This window comes from uncultured Ralstonia sp., assembly GCA_913056305.1.
Taxonomy (GTDB): Bacteria; Pseudomonadota; Gammaproteobacteria; order Burkholderiales; family Burkholderiaceae; genus Ralstonia.
The window spans coordinates 14,271-27,573 of the sequence record CAJXMR010000052.1 but is presented as its reverse complement, the minus strand read 5'-3'; the positions used below and the strand labels follow the sequence as shown (position 1 = coordinate 27,573).

The window sequence follows — 13,303 nt, the reverse complement described above, 5'->3', positions numbered from 1 at the left end:
GGTGCGCGTGGCATACGCGCGTACACGGCCGATTTCGTCCGCCGCCAGGAACAGCTTGCCGACCGAGGTCAGGTGCAACGGCGCGCGGCCGCCGATGGCACGGACAACCTGCATGCCGGAGCGCTCGCTGTAGGCGCGCTCGATGTAGACGATCTCGTCGCCCTGGCGCACCGAGAGGTTGACGGTCTGGCCGGTGAGGCGGTGCAGGGCGCGCATCGGCGCCAGCGCGGCCTCGCGCACGGACAGGCGCGCCTTGACCAGATTGCCCAGTTCCAGCAGGCGCATGCCGAGGCGATAGCTGCCCGGGTCGGAGCGGTCGACAAAGCGGCAGGCCACCATGTCGTTGAGGATGCGGTGCGCGGTGGAAGGGTGCAGGCCGGTGCCGGCGGACAGCGCCTTCAGGCTGACGGGATCAGCATGACCGGCCAGCGCGTCGAGCAGCATCATCATGCGCTCGATCACCTGGATGGACGTTTTGCCGGGGTCCTTGTCTGCTTCTGCCATGGGTGCAGGGTGGTTTGGATGCGATGCAAAATTCTATCCCACGATGTGAAAATTCGCACCTTATTGATGCGTGATTCTGGGTATTTTGGAGGGCACGCTCGGTTCATTCGACGCGCTGCGTGCGTCGGCTCATGAAGCGAACTCACCAGACGGATGAAGAAGTTCTGTGCCGAGATCGCCGCCGCACGCGGGTGCGCGGCGCATAATGGCGCCTTCGAAGAACACAACGAGACACCCCATGCGCGTAGGTTTGTTCGTCACTTGCCTGGTCGACCTGATGCGGCCGGACGTGGGTTTTTCGGTGCTCAAGCTGTTGGAGAAGGCCGGCTACGAGGTGGTGGTGCCGCCCGCGCAGACCTGCTGCGGTCAGCCCGCCTACAACTCCGGCGATCGCCCGCTGGCGCGCGACTTGGCCGAGAAGACGCTCAAGGAGTTCGAGCAGTTCGACTACGTGGTCATCCCCTCCGGCTCGTGCGGCGGCATGATTCGCAAGCACTACGCCGATCTGTTCCGCGATGATCCCGAGCTCGCCGGCCGCTACGAGCGCCTCGCGCCGCGCGTGCACGAACTGACCGACTTCCTCGTCAACGTGGCGCGCATCGACACGCTCGATTCCGAATTCAAGGGCCATGTGACGTACCACGATTCGTGCTCCGGTCTGCGCGAGCTTGGCGTCAAGACGCAACCGCGCGATCTGCTTGCCAAGCTGCCGGGCGTGCAGTTGACCGAGATGCCCGCGTGCGAGGCCTGCTGCGGTTTCGGCGGCACCTTCTCGATCAAGTACGGCGACATCTCCACCGCCATCGCCGACGAGAAATGCGCCAACATCAAGGCCAGCGGTGCCGATGCCGTGGTGCTTGGCGACGTCGGCTGCATGCTCAATATCGAAGGCCGCCTGCGCCGCACCGGCGATACGCAGACGCGCGTGCTGCACATCGCGCAGGTCCTGGCCGGCGACGCCTGAACGCCAAGAACACGACGGAGACCGATCCGCATGCAAGTGCAAAGCATGGAATTCAAGGCGCGCGCCGGGCAGAAGCTCGCCGACAAGCGCCTGCAGCAGAACCTCACCAAGCTCTCGACCAAGTTCGTCACCGCGCGCGCGGCGGCCATCCAGGAGATTGACTTCCCGGCCGTGCGCGAGGCGCTCAAGGAGCGCCGCGACCGCGCGCTGGAGAATCTCGACGTCTGGCTTGCCGCGTTTGAGGCCGAGGCCACGCGCCGTGGTGCCAAGGTCCTCTTTGCGGAGACGACGTCCGACGCCGCCCGCCTGGTGGCGGAGATCGCCCGCAAGCACGAGGTGAAGAAGGTCATCAAGAGCAAGTCCATGGTGACCGAGGAGATGCGCCTGAACCAGGTGCTCGGCGAGATGGGTGTGCAGAGCATCGAGACCGACCTGGGCGAGTACATCCTCCAGATCAACGACAACGAGCCGCCGTCGCACATCATCGCGCCGGTGGTGCACAAGGATAAGGAGGAGATCGCCGATCTCTTCGCCAAGACGCACAAGAAACCGCGCCTGACCGACATTCCCGAGATGACGCGCGAGGCGCGCGAGGTGCTGCGGCCCGAGTTCCTGTCGGCCGATATGGGCGTGACGGGCGGCAATTTCATCATTGCCGAGACGGGCTCGGTGGCCGTCGTCACCAACGAGGGCAATGAGGGCATGTGCACGATCATGCCGCGCGTGCACGTTGCCGTGACGGGTATCGAGAAGGTGCTGCCCACGCTGGAAGATCTGGCGACCGTGATGCGTCTCCTGCCGCGCTCGGCGACGGGGCAGGCGATCTCGAACTACTTCTCGCTGCTGACCGGCCCGCGTGCGCCGGGCGAGCAGGATGGCCCCGAGCACATGTACTTCGTCATCGTCGACGGCGGCCGCAGCGGGCTGATCGGCGGTGAGTTCCAGGAGATGCTGCGCTGTATCCGCTGCGGCGCCTGCATGAACCATTGCCCGGTCTATCAGAAGATCGGCGGTCATGCGTATGGCTGGGTGTATCCGGGCCCGATGGGTAGCGTGCTGACGCCGAGCTACGTCGGGCTGTCCAACGCGCTCGACCTGCCGCAGGCGGCCACGCTGTGTGGCGAGTGCAACCGCGTGTGCCCGGCGTCGATTCCGCTGTCGGACCTGCTGCGCACGCTGCGCGAGAAGCAGATGGAGCGCGAACTGCGCCCGCAGTCTGAGCGCTTCGGCTTGCGCGTATGGGGCTTCATGGCGCGGCGGCCGGCGCTGTATTCAGCCGGCACTTGGGTGGCTGCGCGCGTGCTGCGCTGGATGGGCGGCGAGAAGCGGTTGATTCATTCGCTGCCGGTCGGCAAGGGCTGGACGGATACACGCGACATGCCGGCGCCTGCGGGCAAGACGTTCCGCGAGCTGTATCGCGAGAAGCGGGCACGCTCATGACGACCGCAGAATCCTTGCAGACGCTGCGCGAGGCGCTCGACCGCCACGCGCAGTCGCCCGATCTGCCGCGCCTGCTCAAGCAGTGGCGCGACGATGCCACGCTCGCGCCGCTGGCCGTGTTGCCGCCTGCCTACGACCAGGTGCGCCGCGCGTTGCTGCAGCGGCTGGACATGGCGGTCTCCTTCGGCGAGGAGAGCTGCTCGTTCTCGCCGGCCTCCTTGCTGGCCGAGATGCGTCTGTGGATGGACAAGGCCGAGGCCAAGCTCGCCAGCATGTAATCGATGCGCTACATGGAACGCGCGGGCCGTGCTACTGTCTGACCGCCTATCCCCACGCTCGCCGATTCCATGAACCAGACCGCCCGCGACATCATGCTGTACGACGCCCAGAAGAAGAGTTCGGGCGTCGCGTACCTCTGGTGGTTCCTGCTGGGTTTCCTGGGCGCCCATCGCTTTTATCTGAAGCGGCCGGGCAGCGCGATCGCGCAGGCCGTCGCCAACATCGGCGGCAGCTGGCTGGCGTTTCGCGATATGAACAATACGGCCGGCTGGGTGCTGGCCGTCATTGGTGGGCTGTGGGTGCTGGTGGACGTGTTCCTGATTCCGGGCATGGTCCGCGCGTACAACACGGTGCTTGCCGAGCGATTGACGGCAACGCCCTGACCGGAGCCGATCTCATGAACCGGATGACTTGGTGGAAACGCGCTGCGCTGTGGGCGGTGGGGCTCGCGTGCCTTGGTGCGATCTTGACGGGTTGCACGACCTCGCGCGACCAATATAGCCAGAGCTCTAGCATCACGCCTTATGGCGTCGTTGATGCCGGGGTTGAGCGTACTTCCAGGTAAGCCTTACTTCATGCCCCACGAGGTCGGCGGTGCAGGGTAGAACTTGCAGGGTTCGGTCTGGCCAAGCGAGCAGGTGGAGCCGACGCAGCCAGCCATTGCGGCAGACAGTAACGCGCAGGCGATACAGCGGGTGAAGCGTTTCATCTTGATTCCGGTGTGACGAACAGAGCGTTTTTATAGCAGCCCGATGCGGGGGGCGTCTATGGCGTTCTGTCACATCAGATCAGCGCGTCTGAGCATTCGCTGAGGCGACATCCTCGAACCGGCGCCATTCTCCATTGACCAGCAGCTCGAGCGGCTGGAACAGCGCCTTGTAGGCCATTTTGCGGCTTTGTTCGATCCAGTAGCCGAGGTAGAGGTAGGGCAGGTCCAGCGCCTGCGCCTGGGCGATCTGCCACAACACGTTGTATGTCCCATAGCTCGCCTTGTGCTCGAGCGGGTCGTAGAACGTGTAGACCGACGACAGCCCATCTTCCAGCACGTCGATCATGCTGACCATGCGCAGCTTGCCCGCCGACGCCGATTCGGGCGGCTCACGAAACTCCACCAAGCGCGAATTCACTCGGCTTTGCAGCAGGAACTGCTCGTACTGGTCGCGGCTGTCGTGATCCATGCCGCCGCCGGCGTGGCGCAGGGATTGGTAGAGCAGGTAGAGCTGGTAGTGCTCTTCCACATAGGTGAGCGGCGCGACCAGTGCTTCTAGCGATTGGTGCCGCTCAGCCGCGCGGCGTTGCGCGCGTGACGGCGCGAATTGATCGACGACCACGCGGCACGGCGTGCAGGCGTGGCAATCGTCGCAATGCGGGCGGTAGGTGAAGATGCCGCTGCGCCGGAAGCCGGCGCGCACGAGCTTGGAGTAGACGTCGGCGTTGATCAGGTGCGCGGGTGTGGCCACCTGCGAACGCGCCATCCGCCCCTCCAGGTAGCTGCAGGCGTAGGGCGCAGTGGCATAGAACTGCAATGCCGAGAGGGGAAGTTCCTTAAGCTTGCTCATGGCTACGGACAGTCCACTGGCGCAGCACGGATTTGTCGAAGTGCCACGGCACGATGGCCGGTGCGTTGGCTGCTTCGCGCACATGCGCGAGGAATGCCGCGCGTGGCACCGGCGCTCCGCCCAGCGACGCCAGATGCTCGGTTTCCTGCTGGCAGTCTATCATCGCGACGCCGTGGCTGCCGAGGAAGGCGCACAGCGCCGCCAGCGCGATCTTCGAGGCATCGGTGCGGTGCGCGAACATCGATTCGCCGTAGAACATGTGGCCAAGCGCCACGCCGTAGAGGCCGCCCACACGGTGGCCCGCATACCAGCTCTCGACGCTGTGCGCGTAGCCGCGGCGGTGCAGGGCGGTGTAGGCCTGGATCACGTCCTCGGTGATCCACGTGCCGTGCTGGCCGGGGCGCGCAGTGGTGGCGCAATCGATCATCACGTCGCGAAAGGCGTGGTCGATGCGGATCTCCCAAGCCGGGTCATCAAGCACGCGGCGCAGCGTCTTGCGGAAGGTGGTGGAGGCGCGAAAGTCTTCCGGCCGCAGCACCATGCGCGGGTCGGTGCTCCACCACAGCACGGGCTGCCCCTGCGCGTACCACGGGAAGATGCCTTGCCGATACGCGATCAGCAGGCGTTGCGGAGATAGGTCGGCGCTGGCAGCAAGCAGGCCCGGCGCCTCGGACTCCGGGCCGAGCGCGCGATCGACGGGCGGGAAGGGATCATGCGGATCCAGCCAGGCGATCATGGTGCGCGAACGGTGAAGCGGGTCAGGGCGTGGTCGCCGGGGTGTCGGGAACGGCCGAGCGCATCGGTTTGTAGATGTCCAGCGTATGCAGGCGGAAGCTGTTGTCGGCAAAGCGGCCAGCGGCGCGGTCGGCGAAGAAGCAGCGCAGCGTGTGGATAACGGTCGGGAAGGCGAGGTCTTCCCAGGGGATGTCGGCCTCGTTGAACAGCGCGACTTCCAGGCTTTCTTCGCCGGCCGCGAAATCGAGATCGCTCAGCTTGGCCAGGTAGAACAGATGCACCTGGTGCACGTGCGGCACGTTGAGCACCGAATACAGCTCGCCGATCTCGATGCGCGCGCCGGCTTCTTCCAGCGTCTCGCGCGAGGCGGCCTGCGCGGTGGTCTCGCCGATCTCCATGAAACCCGCGGGTAGCGTCCAGAAGCCGTAGCGCGGCTCGATGGCGCGCTTGCACAGCAGGACCTGACCGTTCCATACGGGCACGGTGCCGACCACGTTGCGCGGATTCACATAGTGAATCGTATTGCAGTGATCGCAGACGTCGCGCAGGCGGTTGTCTCCGGCGGGAATGCGCGAGACGACCGGCTGGCCGCAGTTGGAACAGAATTTCATGGAGGCCATGAGGGCTTGGGCGGGTGGAATGTCTCAGTGTATCACCGAGGCGACGCGGCCCAGCGTGGTGCGGGGTATCGACAGCAATGCGCGCAGAAAAGCAAAAAGCCCGCTGTTTGCGGGCTTTGGCTTTGCTATTCGGCTCAGGTCTTGGAGCGAGCCGTTCGACTTCTGGCTGGTTGCGGGGGCAGGATTTGAACCTGCGACCTTCGGGTTATGAGCCCGACGAGCTGCCAGACTGCTCCACCCCGCGTCCGTCGAAAAGAAGACTATATCGAAATCCTTGTGGCGATGCAACACATTTTTCGCGCGGCAGGCACCGACATCGTGCGCGATGCCTGTGCAATGTGCCCGCGAAGCTAGGCTGCATCTGGTTTTTAGACACTTCGCCGACTGCGATGTTCGAATGCGGCGCACACGATGCTCGGAACAGTGCGTGCCGTTTACAATGCCGCCTTTCGCATTCTTCTTTGTATTCGATCGTGCTCAACGCCCTGTATCCGCTTGCCCGCCCTCTGCTGTTTTCGATGGACCCGGAAGACGCACACCACTTCACGCTGAACCAGCTCAAGCGGGCACACGCTATGGGGCTGTCGGGCTGCATCGGCGCGCGCGTGGCGCCGCAGCCGCGCACGGTCATGGGCATCACGTTCCCGAATCCGGTGGGGCTGGCGGCGGGGCTGGACAAGGACGGTGCCTATATCGACGCGCTCGGTGCGCTCGGTTTTGGCTTCATTGAGGTGGGCACGGTCACGCCGCGCGCGCAGCCGGGCAACCCGCGCCCGCGCATGTTCCGCTTGCCGGCTGCAAATGCGCTCATCAACCGCATGGGCTTCAATAACGGCGGCGTCGAGGCGTTCATCAACAATGTGCAGGCATCGAAGTGGCGCGAGGCGGGTGGTGTGCTCGGCCTGAATATCGGCAAGAACGCCGACACGCCCATCGAGCGCGCAGTGGACGATTACCTGCATTGCCTGGAACGTGTGTATCCGCACGCCAGCTACGTGACGGTGAATATCTCGTCGCCGAACACGAAGAATCTGCGCCAGCTGCAGGGCGCAAGCGAGCTGGACAGCCTGCTCGGCACGTTGCGCGATGCGCAGCATCGCCTGGCCGATCAGCACAAGCGCTACGTGCCGGTGGTGCTGAAGATTGCGCCGGACCTCGACGACGATCAGATCGCCAACATTGGCGATGCGCTGCTGCGCCACAAGATGGATGGCGTGATCGCCACCAACACGACCATCCGCCGCGAAGCCGTGACGGGCCTGCCGCACGCGGAGGAGGCGGGTGGGCTGTCGGGCCAGCCCGTGCGCGAGGGGTCGACGCGCGTGATTCGTGCGCTGCGCGGCCTGCTGGGCGATGCCGTGCCAATCATCGGCGTAGGCGGCATTCTGGCGGGCGAGCACGCGCGCGAGAAGATCGGCGCGGGCGCGCAACTGGTGCAGCTCTATACGGGATTGATCTACCGCGGCCCGGGTCTCGTGGCCGAATGCGCGCGCGCCCTGGCGCGCTGAGGGCGCGGCCGCCTAGCGGCGCCGGATCAGGAAGATGACGACCGCGCTGACCGCCACCACGGCGGCGGCGAGGTCGTATGGGCCGGCGTAGTCGGCCCAGAGCGCCGGGTCGAAGTGCGGCGAGGACGCCGATTGCGCCCACGGCAGGATCACGCGCGGAATGGCGAGCAGCATCGCAGCCACCGCCAGTAGCACCAGCAGTGCAGCTAGCCCGGTCTGGGCACGTCCCCAAGCGCGGATGGCGGAATACGGCAAGGTGGTCCTTGGTGGTTTCGCCGCGTCGCTGTCAAGCTGGTCCGCAACGAAAGTTTGCAATTCAGGTTTGTCAGCTATTTTCCTACAAAGTTCTGTCGGGTGAAGTCCTACGTTTGGATGTGTGCAGCACAGCATGCACAACCCGACCTGGGAGGTCGTTTGGCCAGAATCCAGGCGACTTCGACGCATCCGAGCCGATCAATTGCTTGCCTCGGCAATAGGTGTTCTGGGCGGAAGAACGTTGTGGGACGCCCATCCCGGACTGACGCGGCTCGGCAACGAACAGCCGCTTGAGGGGTTGGCGCAATAGGACCCGAGAGTACAATCCGCCCTCATTGTGCATTGCACGATTTTTAACTGGCCGGCGGTCACGGCCAACAAGAACACATGAGTCAAGCTCTTACAGCAACAGGATCCTCACAGACCAACGTGAATCTGCGCGCCATGGTGGTCGGCGCCGTGGGCGTGGTGTTCGGCGACATCGGCACCAGCCCGCTGTATTCGCTCAAGGAGTGCTTCAGCCCCGAACACGGCATTCCATTCTCCAGCGCGGCGGTGATGGGCATCATCTCCATGCTGTTCTGGGCGATGGTGATTGTGGTGTCGCTCAAATACGTGCTGTTCGTCATGCGCGCCGACAACAACGGCGAGGGCGGCATCCTGGCGCTGATGGCGTTGTCGCTGCGCACCACCACCAAGGATTCCAAGCGGATGTCGTTGCTGTTGATGCTGGGCGTATTTGGCGCCTGCATGTTCTACGGCGATGCCGTCATCACGCCGGCCATCTCGGTGCTCTCGGCCATGGAAGGCCTGGAGATTGCGGCGCCGTCGCTGTCGCCGTGGGTGTTGCCGATCACGCTGGTGATCCTGGCGGCGCTGTTCCTGATCCAGCGCAGCGGCACCTCGGTGGTGGGCAAGCTGTTCGGCCCGGTCATGCTGGTATGGTTCGCCGCGCTGGCCGCGCTGGGGCTGCTGAACCTGCTGAAGGCGCCGCAGATCCTGGCGGCCATCAACCCGATGTACGCCATCGCGTTTTTGCATGAGCACGCGCTGCAGGCCTTCGTGGTGCTGGGTTCGGTGTTCCTGGTGCTGACCGGCGCCGAGGCGCTATACGCTGACATGGGCCACTTTGGCGCGCGTCCGATCCGCTGGGCTTGGTTCTTCCTCGTGGCGCCGAGCCTGCTGCTGAACTACTTCGGCCAGGGCGCGATGCTGCTGACCGATCCGAGCACCATTGAGAACCCGTTCTACCGCTCAGTGCCGGACGCGCTGCAGCTGCCGATGGTGGTGCTGGCCGCTGTGGCCACCGTCATCGCCTCGCAGGCCGTGATCTCCGGTGCGTTCTCGCTGACGAGCCAGGCCATCCAGCTCGGCTTCGTGCCGCGCATGCGCATCCGCTACACGTCGGAGGCCGAGATCGGCCAGATCTACGTGCCGGTGGTGAACTGGATGCTGCTGATCCTGGTGATGGGCGTGGTGCTGGCGTTCAAGAAGTCCGATAACCTGGCTGCCGCCTACGGCATTGCGGTGACGACCACCATGGTCATCACCACCGTGCTCGCCGCGGTGGTGATGCACAAGGTCTGGCGCTGGAATCCGGTGCTGGTGACGCTGGTGATCGGCGCCTTCCTGGTGGTCGACATGGCCTTCTTCGCGGCCAACCTGCTGAAGATCCGCGACGGCGGCTGGTTCCCGCTGATGCTGGGCGGTGCGGTCTTCTTCCTGCTGATGACGTGGTACAAGGGCCGCAAGCTGGTGCGCGCGCGCAGCCTCGAAGACGGCATTCCGCTCGAGCCGTTCCTGGCCGGCCTGCTGGCGCACCCGCCGCATCGCGTGGAGGGCACGGCCGTGTTCCTGAGCGGCAATCCCGAGTTCGTGCCGGTGTCATTGCTGCACAACCTCAAGCACAACCGCGTGCTGCACGAGCGTGTGATCTTCGTCAGCTTCATCACGCGCGACATCCCCTATGTGGACGACAAGCAGCGCGTGACCGTGCGCGATCTGGGCAGCGGTCTCTACGTCCTCAAGGCCGAATACGGTTTCAAGGAAACGCCCGACGTGTACCGCGTGCTGGAACTGGGCCAGCCGCAGATCGGCACGCGCTGCGAGCTGATGGATACGTCGTTCTTCATTGCGCGTGAATCGGTGGTGCCGTCCAAGCTGCCGGGCATGTCGATCTGGCGTGAGCGCTTGTTTGCGTGGATGCATCAGAACGGCGCCAAACCGTCGGACTTCTTCCACATCCCCGCCAACCGCGTGGTGGAGCTGGGGACCAAGGTCGAGATCTGATCGACGCTGACCGCATCAAAGCAAACGGCCCGTGCGAGAGAGACGCACGGGCCGTTTTGTTTTAAGCGACGCTGGAGTTAGATCTTCGAAGCGGCGTGGTTACGCTCGCGGACTTCGTCCTTGCGGGCACGCACGTCATGGTTGCGGTCGCGCACGTCGTGGTTGCGATCCTTGACCGCGCCGTTCAGTTGCTGGCGGTCCTTGTTCAGGTCGTGGCGCTCGCCGTTGATCTGGTGCTGGTCTTGCGCGCGCTGCTTGTTCCAGTATTCGGCACCCTTGACGTTGCCGTTGGCCAGATCGCGGTTTTCGCGGCGTTGGGCGGTGTTGCGCTCGGCGCGCTCGTCGGCCAGGGCGGCCTTGTCGCGGCCGATGTCGGCGCGGTCCTTGCCAATCTGGCGGTTGTCCTGGCGGATATCGCGGTTGTCGTGACGGATGTCACGGTTGTCCTGGCGGATCTGCTGGTTATCTTGTTGGACTTGCGTGACCGGCGAGACCGGAGCGGTCGGGGCGGGCGGGGTGGTCTGCGCGAAAGCAGCGGTACCGGCAACAGCGAACAGGGCGGCGATCAGGGTGTGGCTCGTCTTCATGGAGATTCTCCTCGTGGATGCCAGGCTGGTTGTGTGCCTGTGCCTCCTTAACGCGGCGAAAAGAGGGGTCGACGACGCGCGAGTGTTAGAAAAGCTCCGCACGTGTAATGACTTGTAACGGCTGTCGCCGCGCACCATGAAAAAACCCGCCGGGTCCGAAGACCGGGCGGGTTCTGGCTAGCGGAATGCGCGTCAGCGCTTGAGCTTGGCGAAGGCCTCTGCCATGGCGCCGGCCGGCGCTACTTCGCGGCGCTGCTGGCCGCCTTGTCGGTTGCCGCCACCGGCAGGGCGATCACCGCCGCCGGCGCGCGCGGGGGTCTGGCCCGGCTCATCCGACAGGCGCATGGTCAGGCCGATGCGGTTGCGCTTCACGTCCACCTCCATCACCTTGACCTTGACGATCAGGCCCGGCTTGACCACCTCGTGCGGGTCGCGCACGAACTTGGTCGACAGCGCCGACACGTGCACCAGGCCATCCTGATGCACGCCGATGTCGATGAAGGCGCCAAAGGCCGCCACGTTGGTCACCACGCCTTCGAGCACCATGCCGGGCTGCAGGTGCTTGATGTCTTCCACGCCATCCTGGAAGGTGGCCGTCTTGAACTCGGGGCGCGGGTCGCGGCCGGGCTTCTCCAGTTCGGACAGGATGTCGACCACGGTCGGCAGACCGAACTTCTCGTCGGTGAATTCCTGGGCGGACACGCCGCGCAGTGCCTCGCGATTGCCGAGCACGTCGCCGATGCCTTTCTTGATGCGATCCAGGATGCGCTGGACCACCGGATACGCTTCCGGGTGCACGGACGAGCGGTCGAGCGGGTTGTCACCCGCGTTGATGCGCAAGAAGCCCGCTGCCTGCTCGAAGGTCTTGTCGCCCAGGCGCGGCACCTGCTTGAGCGCGGCACGGTTGGCGAAGGCGCCATTGGCATCGCGGTATTCGACGATGTTCTTGGCGAGGATCGAGTTCAGGCCCGACACGCGCGCCAGCAGCGGGGCGGAGGCCGTGTTCACGTCCACGCCGACCGCGTTCACGCAGTCCTCGACGATGGCGTCCAGCGCGCGAGCCAGCTCGCGCTGGTTCACGTCATGCTGGTACTGGCCGACGCCGATCGATTTCGGGTCGATCTTCACCAGCTCGGCCAGCGGGTCCTGCAGGCGGCGGGCAATCGATACTGCGCCACGCAGCGACACGTCCAGCTCGGGGAATTCCTTGGCGGCCAGTTCCGACGCGGAGTACACCGACGCACCGGCCTCGCTCACCACGATCTTGGTCAGCTTGAGCTCGGGCATGTTGCGCATCAGGTCCTGCACCAGCTTGTCGGTCTCGCGGCTGGCCGTGCCGTTGCCGATGGAGACCAGCGCCACGTTGTGCTGCTTGGCCAGGCGGGCCATGGTGGCGAGCGAGCCGTTCCAGTCGCGGCGCGGCTCGTGCGGGTAGATCGTGGCGGTCTCCAGCAGCTTTCCGGTGTGGTCCACCACGGCGATCTTGCAGCCCGTGCGGATGCCCGGGTCGACGCCCATCACCGATTTCGGGCCGGCCGGGGCCGCCAGCAGCAGGTCGTGCAGGTTGCGGCCGAAAATCTTGATGGCCTCGGCTTCGGCCGACTCGCGCAGCTGCGTCAGCAACTCGGTCTCGATATGCGGCTGCACCTTGACGCGCCAGCACCAGCGGCACACATCCGACAGCCATTTGTCGGCCGCGCGGCCCTTGTTTTCGATGCCGACGTGGCGCGCGATCATGAATTCGCACGGGTGCGGGCTCATCGCGTCCTGCTCCTCGCCCAGGCCCAGCTTGACGAACAGCACGCCCGCATTACGGCCGCGGAACAGCGCCAGCGCGCGGTGCGACGGTACGTTGCGGATGGGTTCGCTGTAGGCGTAGTAGTCGCGGAATTTCTCTTCCTCGGCGGTTTCCTTGCCTTCCACCACGGTCGACGAGACCTGGCCCTGGTTCCACAGGTGGTCGCGCACCTTGCCCAGCAGCGCAGCGGTTTCACCAAATTGCTCGGAGAGGATGTCGCGCGCGCCGTCCAGCGCGGCCTTCACGTCGGGCACGCCGCCGTCAGCGGTCGGATTGCCGTTGACGAATTTGGCGGCCTCGGCCTGCGGGTCCAGCGTCGGGTCGGCCAGTAGCGCCTGGGCCAGCGGCTCCAGGCCGCATTCGCGCGCGATCTGGGCGCGCGTGCGGCGCTTGGGCTTGTAGGGCAGGTAGAGGTCTTCCAGCACCTGCTTGGTCTCGGCGGCCTCGATGGCGGTGCGCAGCGCGTCGGTCAGCTTGCCTTGCTCGTCGATGGAGGCGAGGATGGCGGCGCGGCGGTCTTCCAGCTCGCGCAGATACAGCAGGCGCTCTTCCAGGTTGCGCAGTTGCGTGTCGTCCAGGTTGTCCGTCACTTCCTTGCGGTAGCGCGCGATGAACGGCACGGTGGCGCCTTCGTCCAGCAGTTGCACGGCGGCCGCGACTTGCTGCGGGCGGACCGCCAGTTCAACGGCGATGCGGGAGACGATCTTCTGCAACACGGAGTCGGTCATTGCTTCCAGAGAGTGCGGGGGAAAGCCGCGCATTTTG

General features: G+C 65.2%; 13 protein-coding genes and 1 tRNA gene. 6 read left to right on the top strand and 8 right to left on the bottom strand.

The features are described from left to right. On the bottom strand, nucleotides 1-504 hold a 504-nt coding region (locus tag QZ609_RS11155; protein WP_295494258.1), incomplete at its 3' end, for an IclR family transcriptional regulator. Nucleotides 505-742: 238 nt separating this feature from the next. Here QZ609_RS11155 and QZ609_RS11150 point away from each other — a divergent pair. The 4 genes from QZ609_RS11150 (at nucleotide 743) to QZ609_RS11135 (ending at nucleotide 3,570) form a co-directional block, all read left to right on the top strand. Then, nucleotides 743-1,468, top strand: a complete 726-nt coding sequence (locus QZ609_RS11150) for a (Fe-S)-binding protein (RefSeq protein ID WP_295494257.1) — start codon at nucleotides 743-745, stop codon at nucleotides 1,466-1,468. 30 nt (nucleotides 1,469-1,498) lie between these two features. After that, nucleotides 1,499-2,908, top strand: a complete 1,410-nt coding sequence (locus QZ609_RS11145) for a LutB/LldF family L-lactate oxidation iron-sulfur protein (RefSeq protein WP_295494255.1) — start codon at nucleotides 1,499-1,501, stop codon at nucleotides 2,906-2,908. Beyond that, on the top strand, nucleotides 2,905-3,186 hold the full coding sequence (locus QZ609_RS11140; protein ID WP_295494253.1) for a hypothetical protein: 282 nt from the start codon (nucleotides 2,905-2,907) through the stop codon (nucleotides 3,184-3,186). Before QZ609_RS11145 ends, QZ609_RS11140 begins: the two co-directional genes overlap by 4 nt. Before the next feature lie 69 nt (nucleotides 3,187-3,255). Next, nucleotides 3,256-3,570, top strand: coding sequence for a TM2 domain-containing protein (locus QZ609_RS11135; RefSeq protein ID WP_295494252.1), 315 nt, complete (start codon nucleotides 3,256-3,258; stop codon nucleotides 3,568-3,570). A 405-nt stretch (nucleotides 3,571-3,975) separates the two neighbouring features. On the opposite strand, the gene QZ609_RS11130 is transcribed toward QZ609_RS11135, so the two are convergent. The 4 genes from QZ609_RS11130 to QZ609_RS11115 all read right to left on the bottom strand — a co-directional run bounded on the left by QZ609_RS11130 (nucleotide 3,976) and on the right by QZ609_RS11115 (nucleotide 6,345). Continuing rightward, nucleotides 3,976-4,746: an arginyltransferase gene (locus QZ609_RS11130; RefSeq protein WP_295494251.1), complete on the bottom strand. Its 771-nt coding sequence runs from the start codon at nucleotides 4,744-4,746 to the stop codon at nucleotides 3,976-3,978. Further along, nucleotides 4,733-5,482 carry a leucyl/phenylalanyl-tRNA--protein transferase gene (aat, locus tag QZ609_RS11125; RefSeq protein WP_295494250.1) on the bottom strand — a complete coding sequence of 250 codons (750 nt, stop codon included), beginning with the start codon at nucleotides 5,480-5,482 and terminating at the stop codon, nucleotides 4,733-4,735. The genes QZ609_RS11130 and aat overlap by 14 nt, the downstream gene beginning before the upstream one ends. A gap of 22 nt (nucleotides 5,483-5,504) precedes the next feature. Then, nucleotides 5,505-6,092, bottom strand: coding sequence for an NUDIX hydrolase (locus tag QZ609_RS11120; RefSeq protein ID WP_295494260.1), 588 nt, complete (start codon nucleotides 6,090-6,092; stop codon nucleotides 5,505-5,507). Between the two features lie 176 nt (nucleotides 6,093-6,268). Further along, a tRNA-Met gene (locus QZ609_RS11115) sits at nucleotides 6,269-6,345 on the bottom strand. A gap of 229 nt (nucleotides 6,346-6,574) precedes the next feature. On the opposite strand from QZ609_RS11115, the gene QZ609_RS11110 reads away from it, so the two are divergent. After that, complete coding sequence (locus QZ609_RS11110; RefSeq protein ID WP_295494249.1) at nucleotides 6,575-7,609, top strand: quinone-dependent dihydroorotate dehydrogenase; 1,035 nt, start codon at nucleotides 6,575-6,577, stop codon at nucleotides 7,607-7,609. A 12-nt stretch (nucleotides 7,610-7,621) separates the two neighbouring features. Here the strand turns inward: QZ609_RS11110 and QZ609_RS11105 are convergent, their stop codons facing one another. After that, nucleotides 7,622-7,864: a hypothetical protein gene (locus QZ609_RS11105; protein WP_295494247.1), complete on the bottom strand. Its 243-nt coding sequence runs from the start codon at nucleotides 7,862-7,864 to the stop codon at nucleotides 7,622-7,624. 387 nt (nucleotides 7,865-8,251) lie between these two features. Here QZ609_RS11105 and QZ609_RS11100 point away from each other — a divergent pair, with 387 nt between their 5' ends. Further along, a complete protein-coding gene (locus QZ609_RS11100; protein WP_295494246.1) occupies nucleotides 8,252-10,153 on the top strand; it encodes a potassium transporter Kup in 1,902 nt (633 codons plus the stop codon). Between the two features lie 77 nt (nucleotides 10,154-10,230). Here the strand turns inward: QZ609_RS11100 and QZ609_RS11095 are convergent, their stop codons facing one another. Beyond that, a complete protein-coding gene (locus QZ609_RS11095) occupies nucleotides 10,231-10,740 on the bottom strand; it encodes a hypothetical protein (RefSeq protein WP_295494244.1) in 510 nt (169 codons plus the stop codon). Nucleotides 10,741-10,932: 192 nt separating this feature from the next. Further along, nucleotides 10,933-13,266 (bottom strand): Tex family protein, encoded by a 2,334-nt coding sequence (locus QZ609_RS11090; protein WP_295494242.1) that lies wholly within the window; start codon nucleotides 13,264-13,266, stop codon nucleotides 10,933-10,935. Nucleotides 13,267-13,303: the final 37 nt, after the last annotated feature.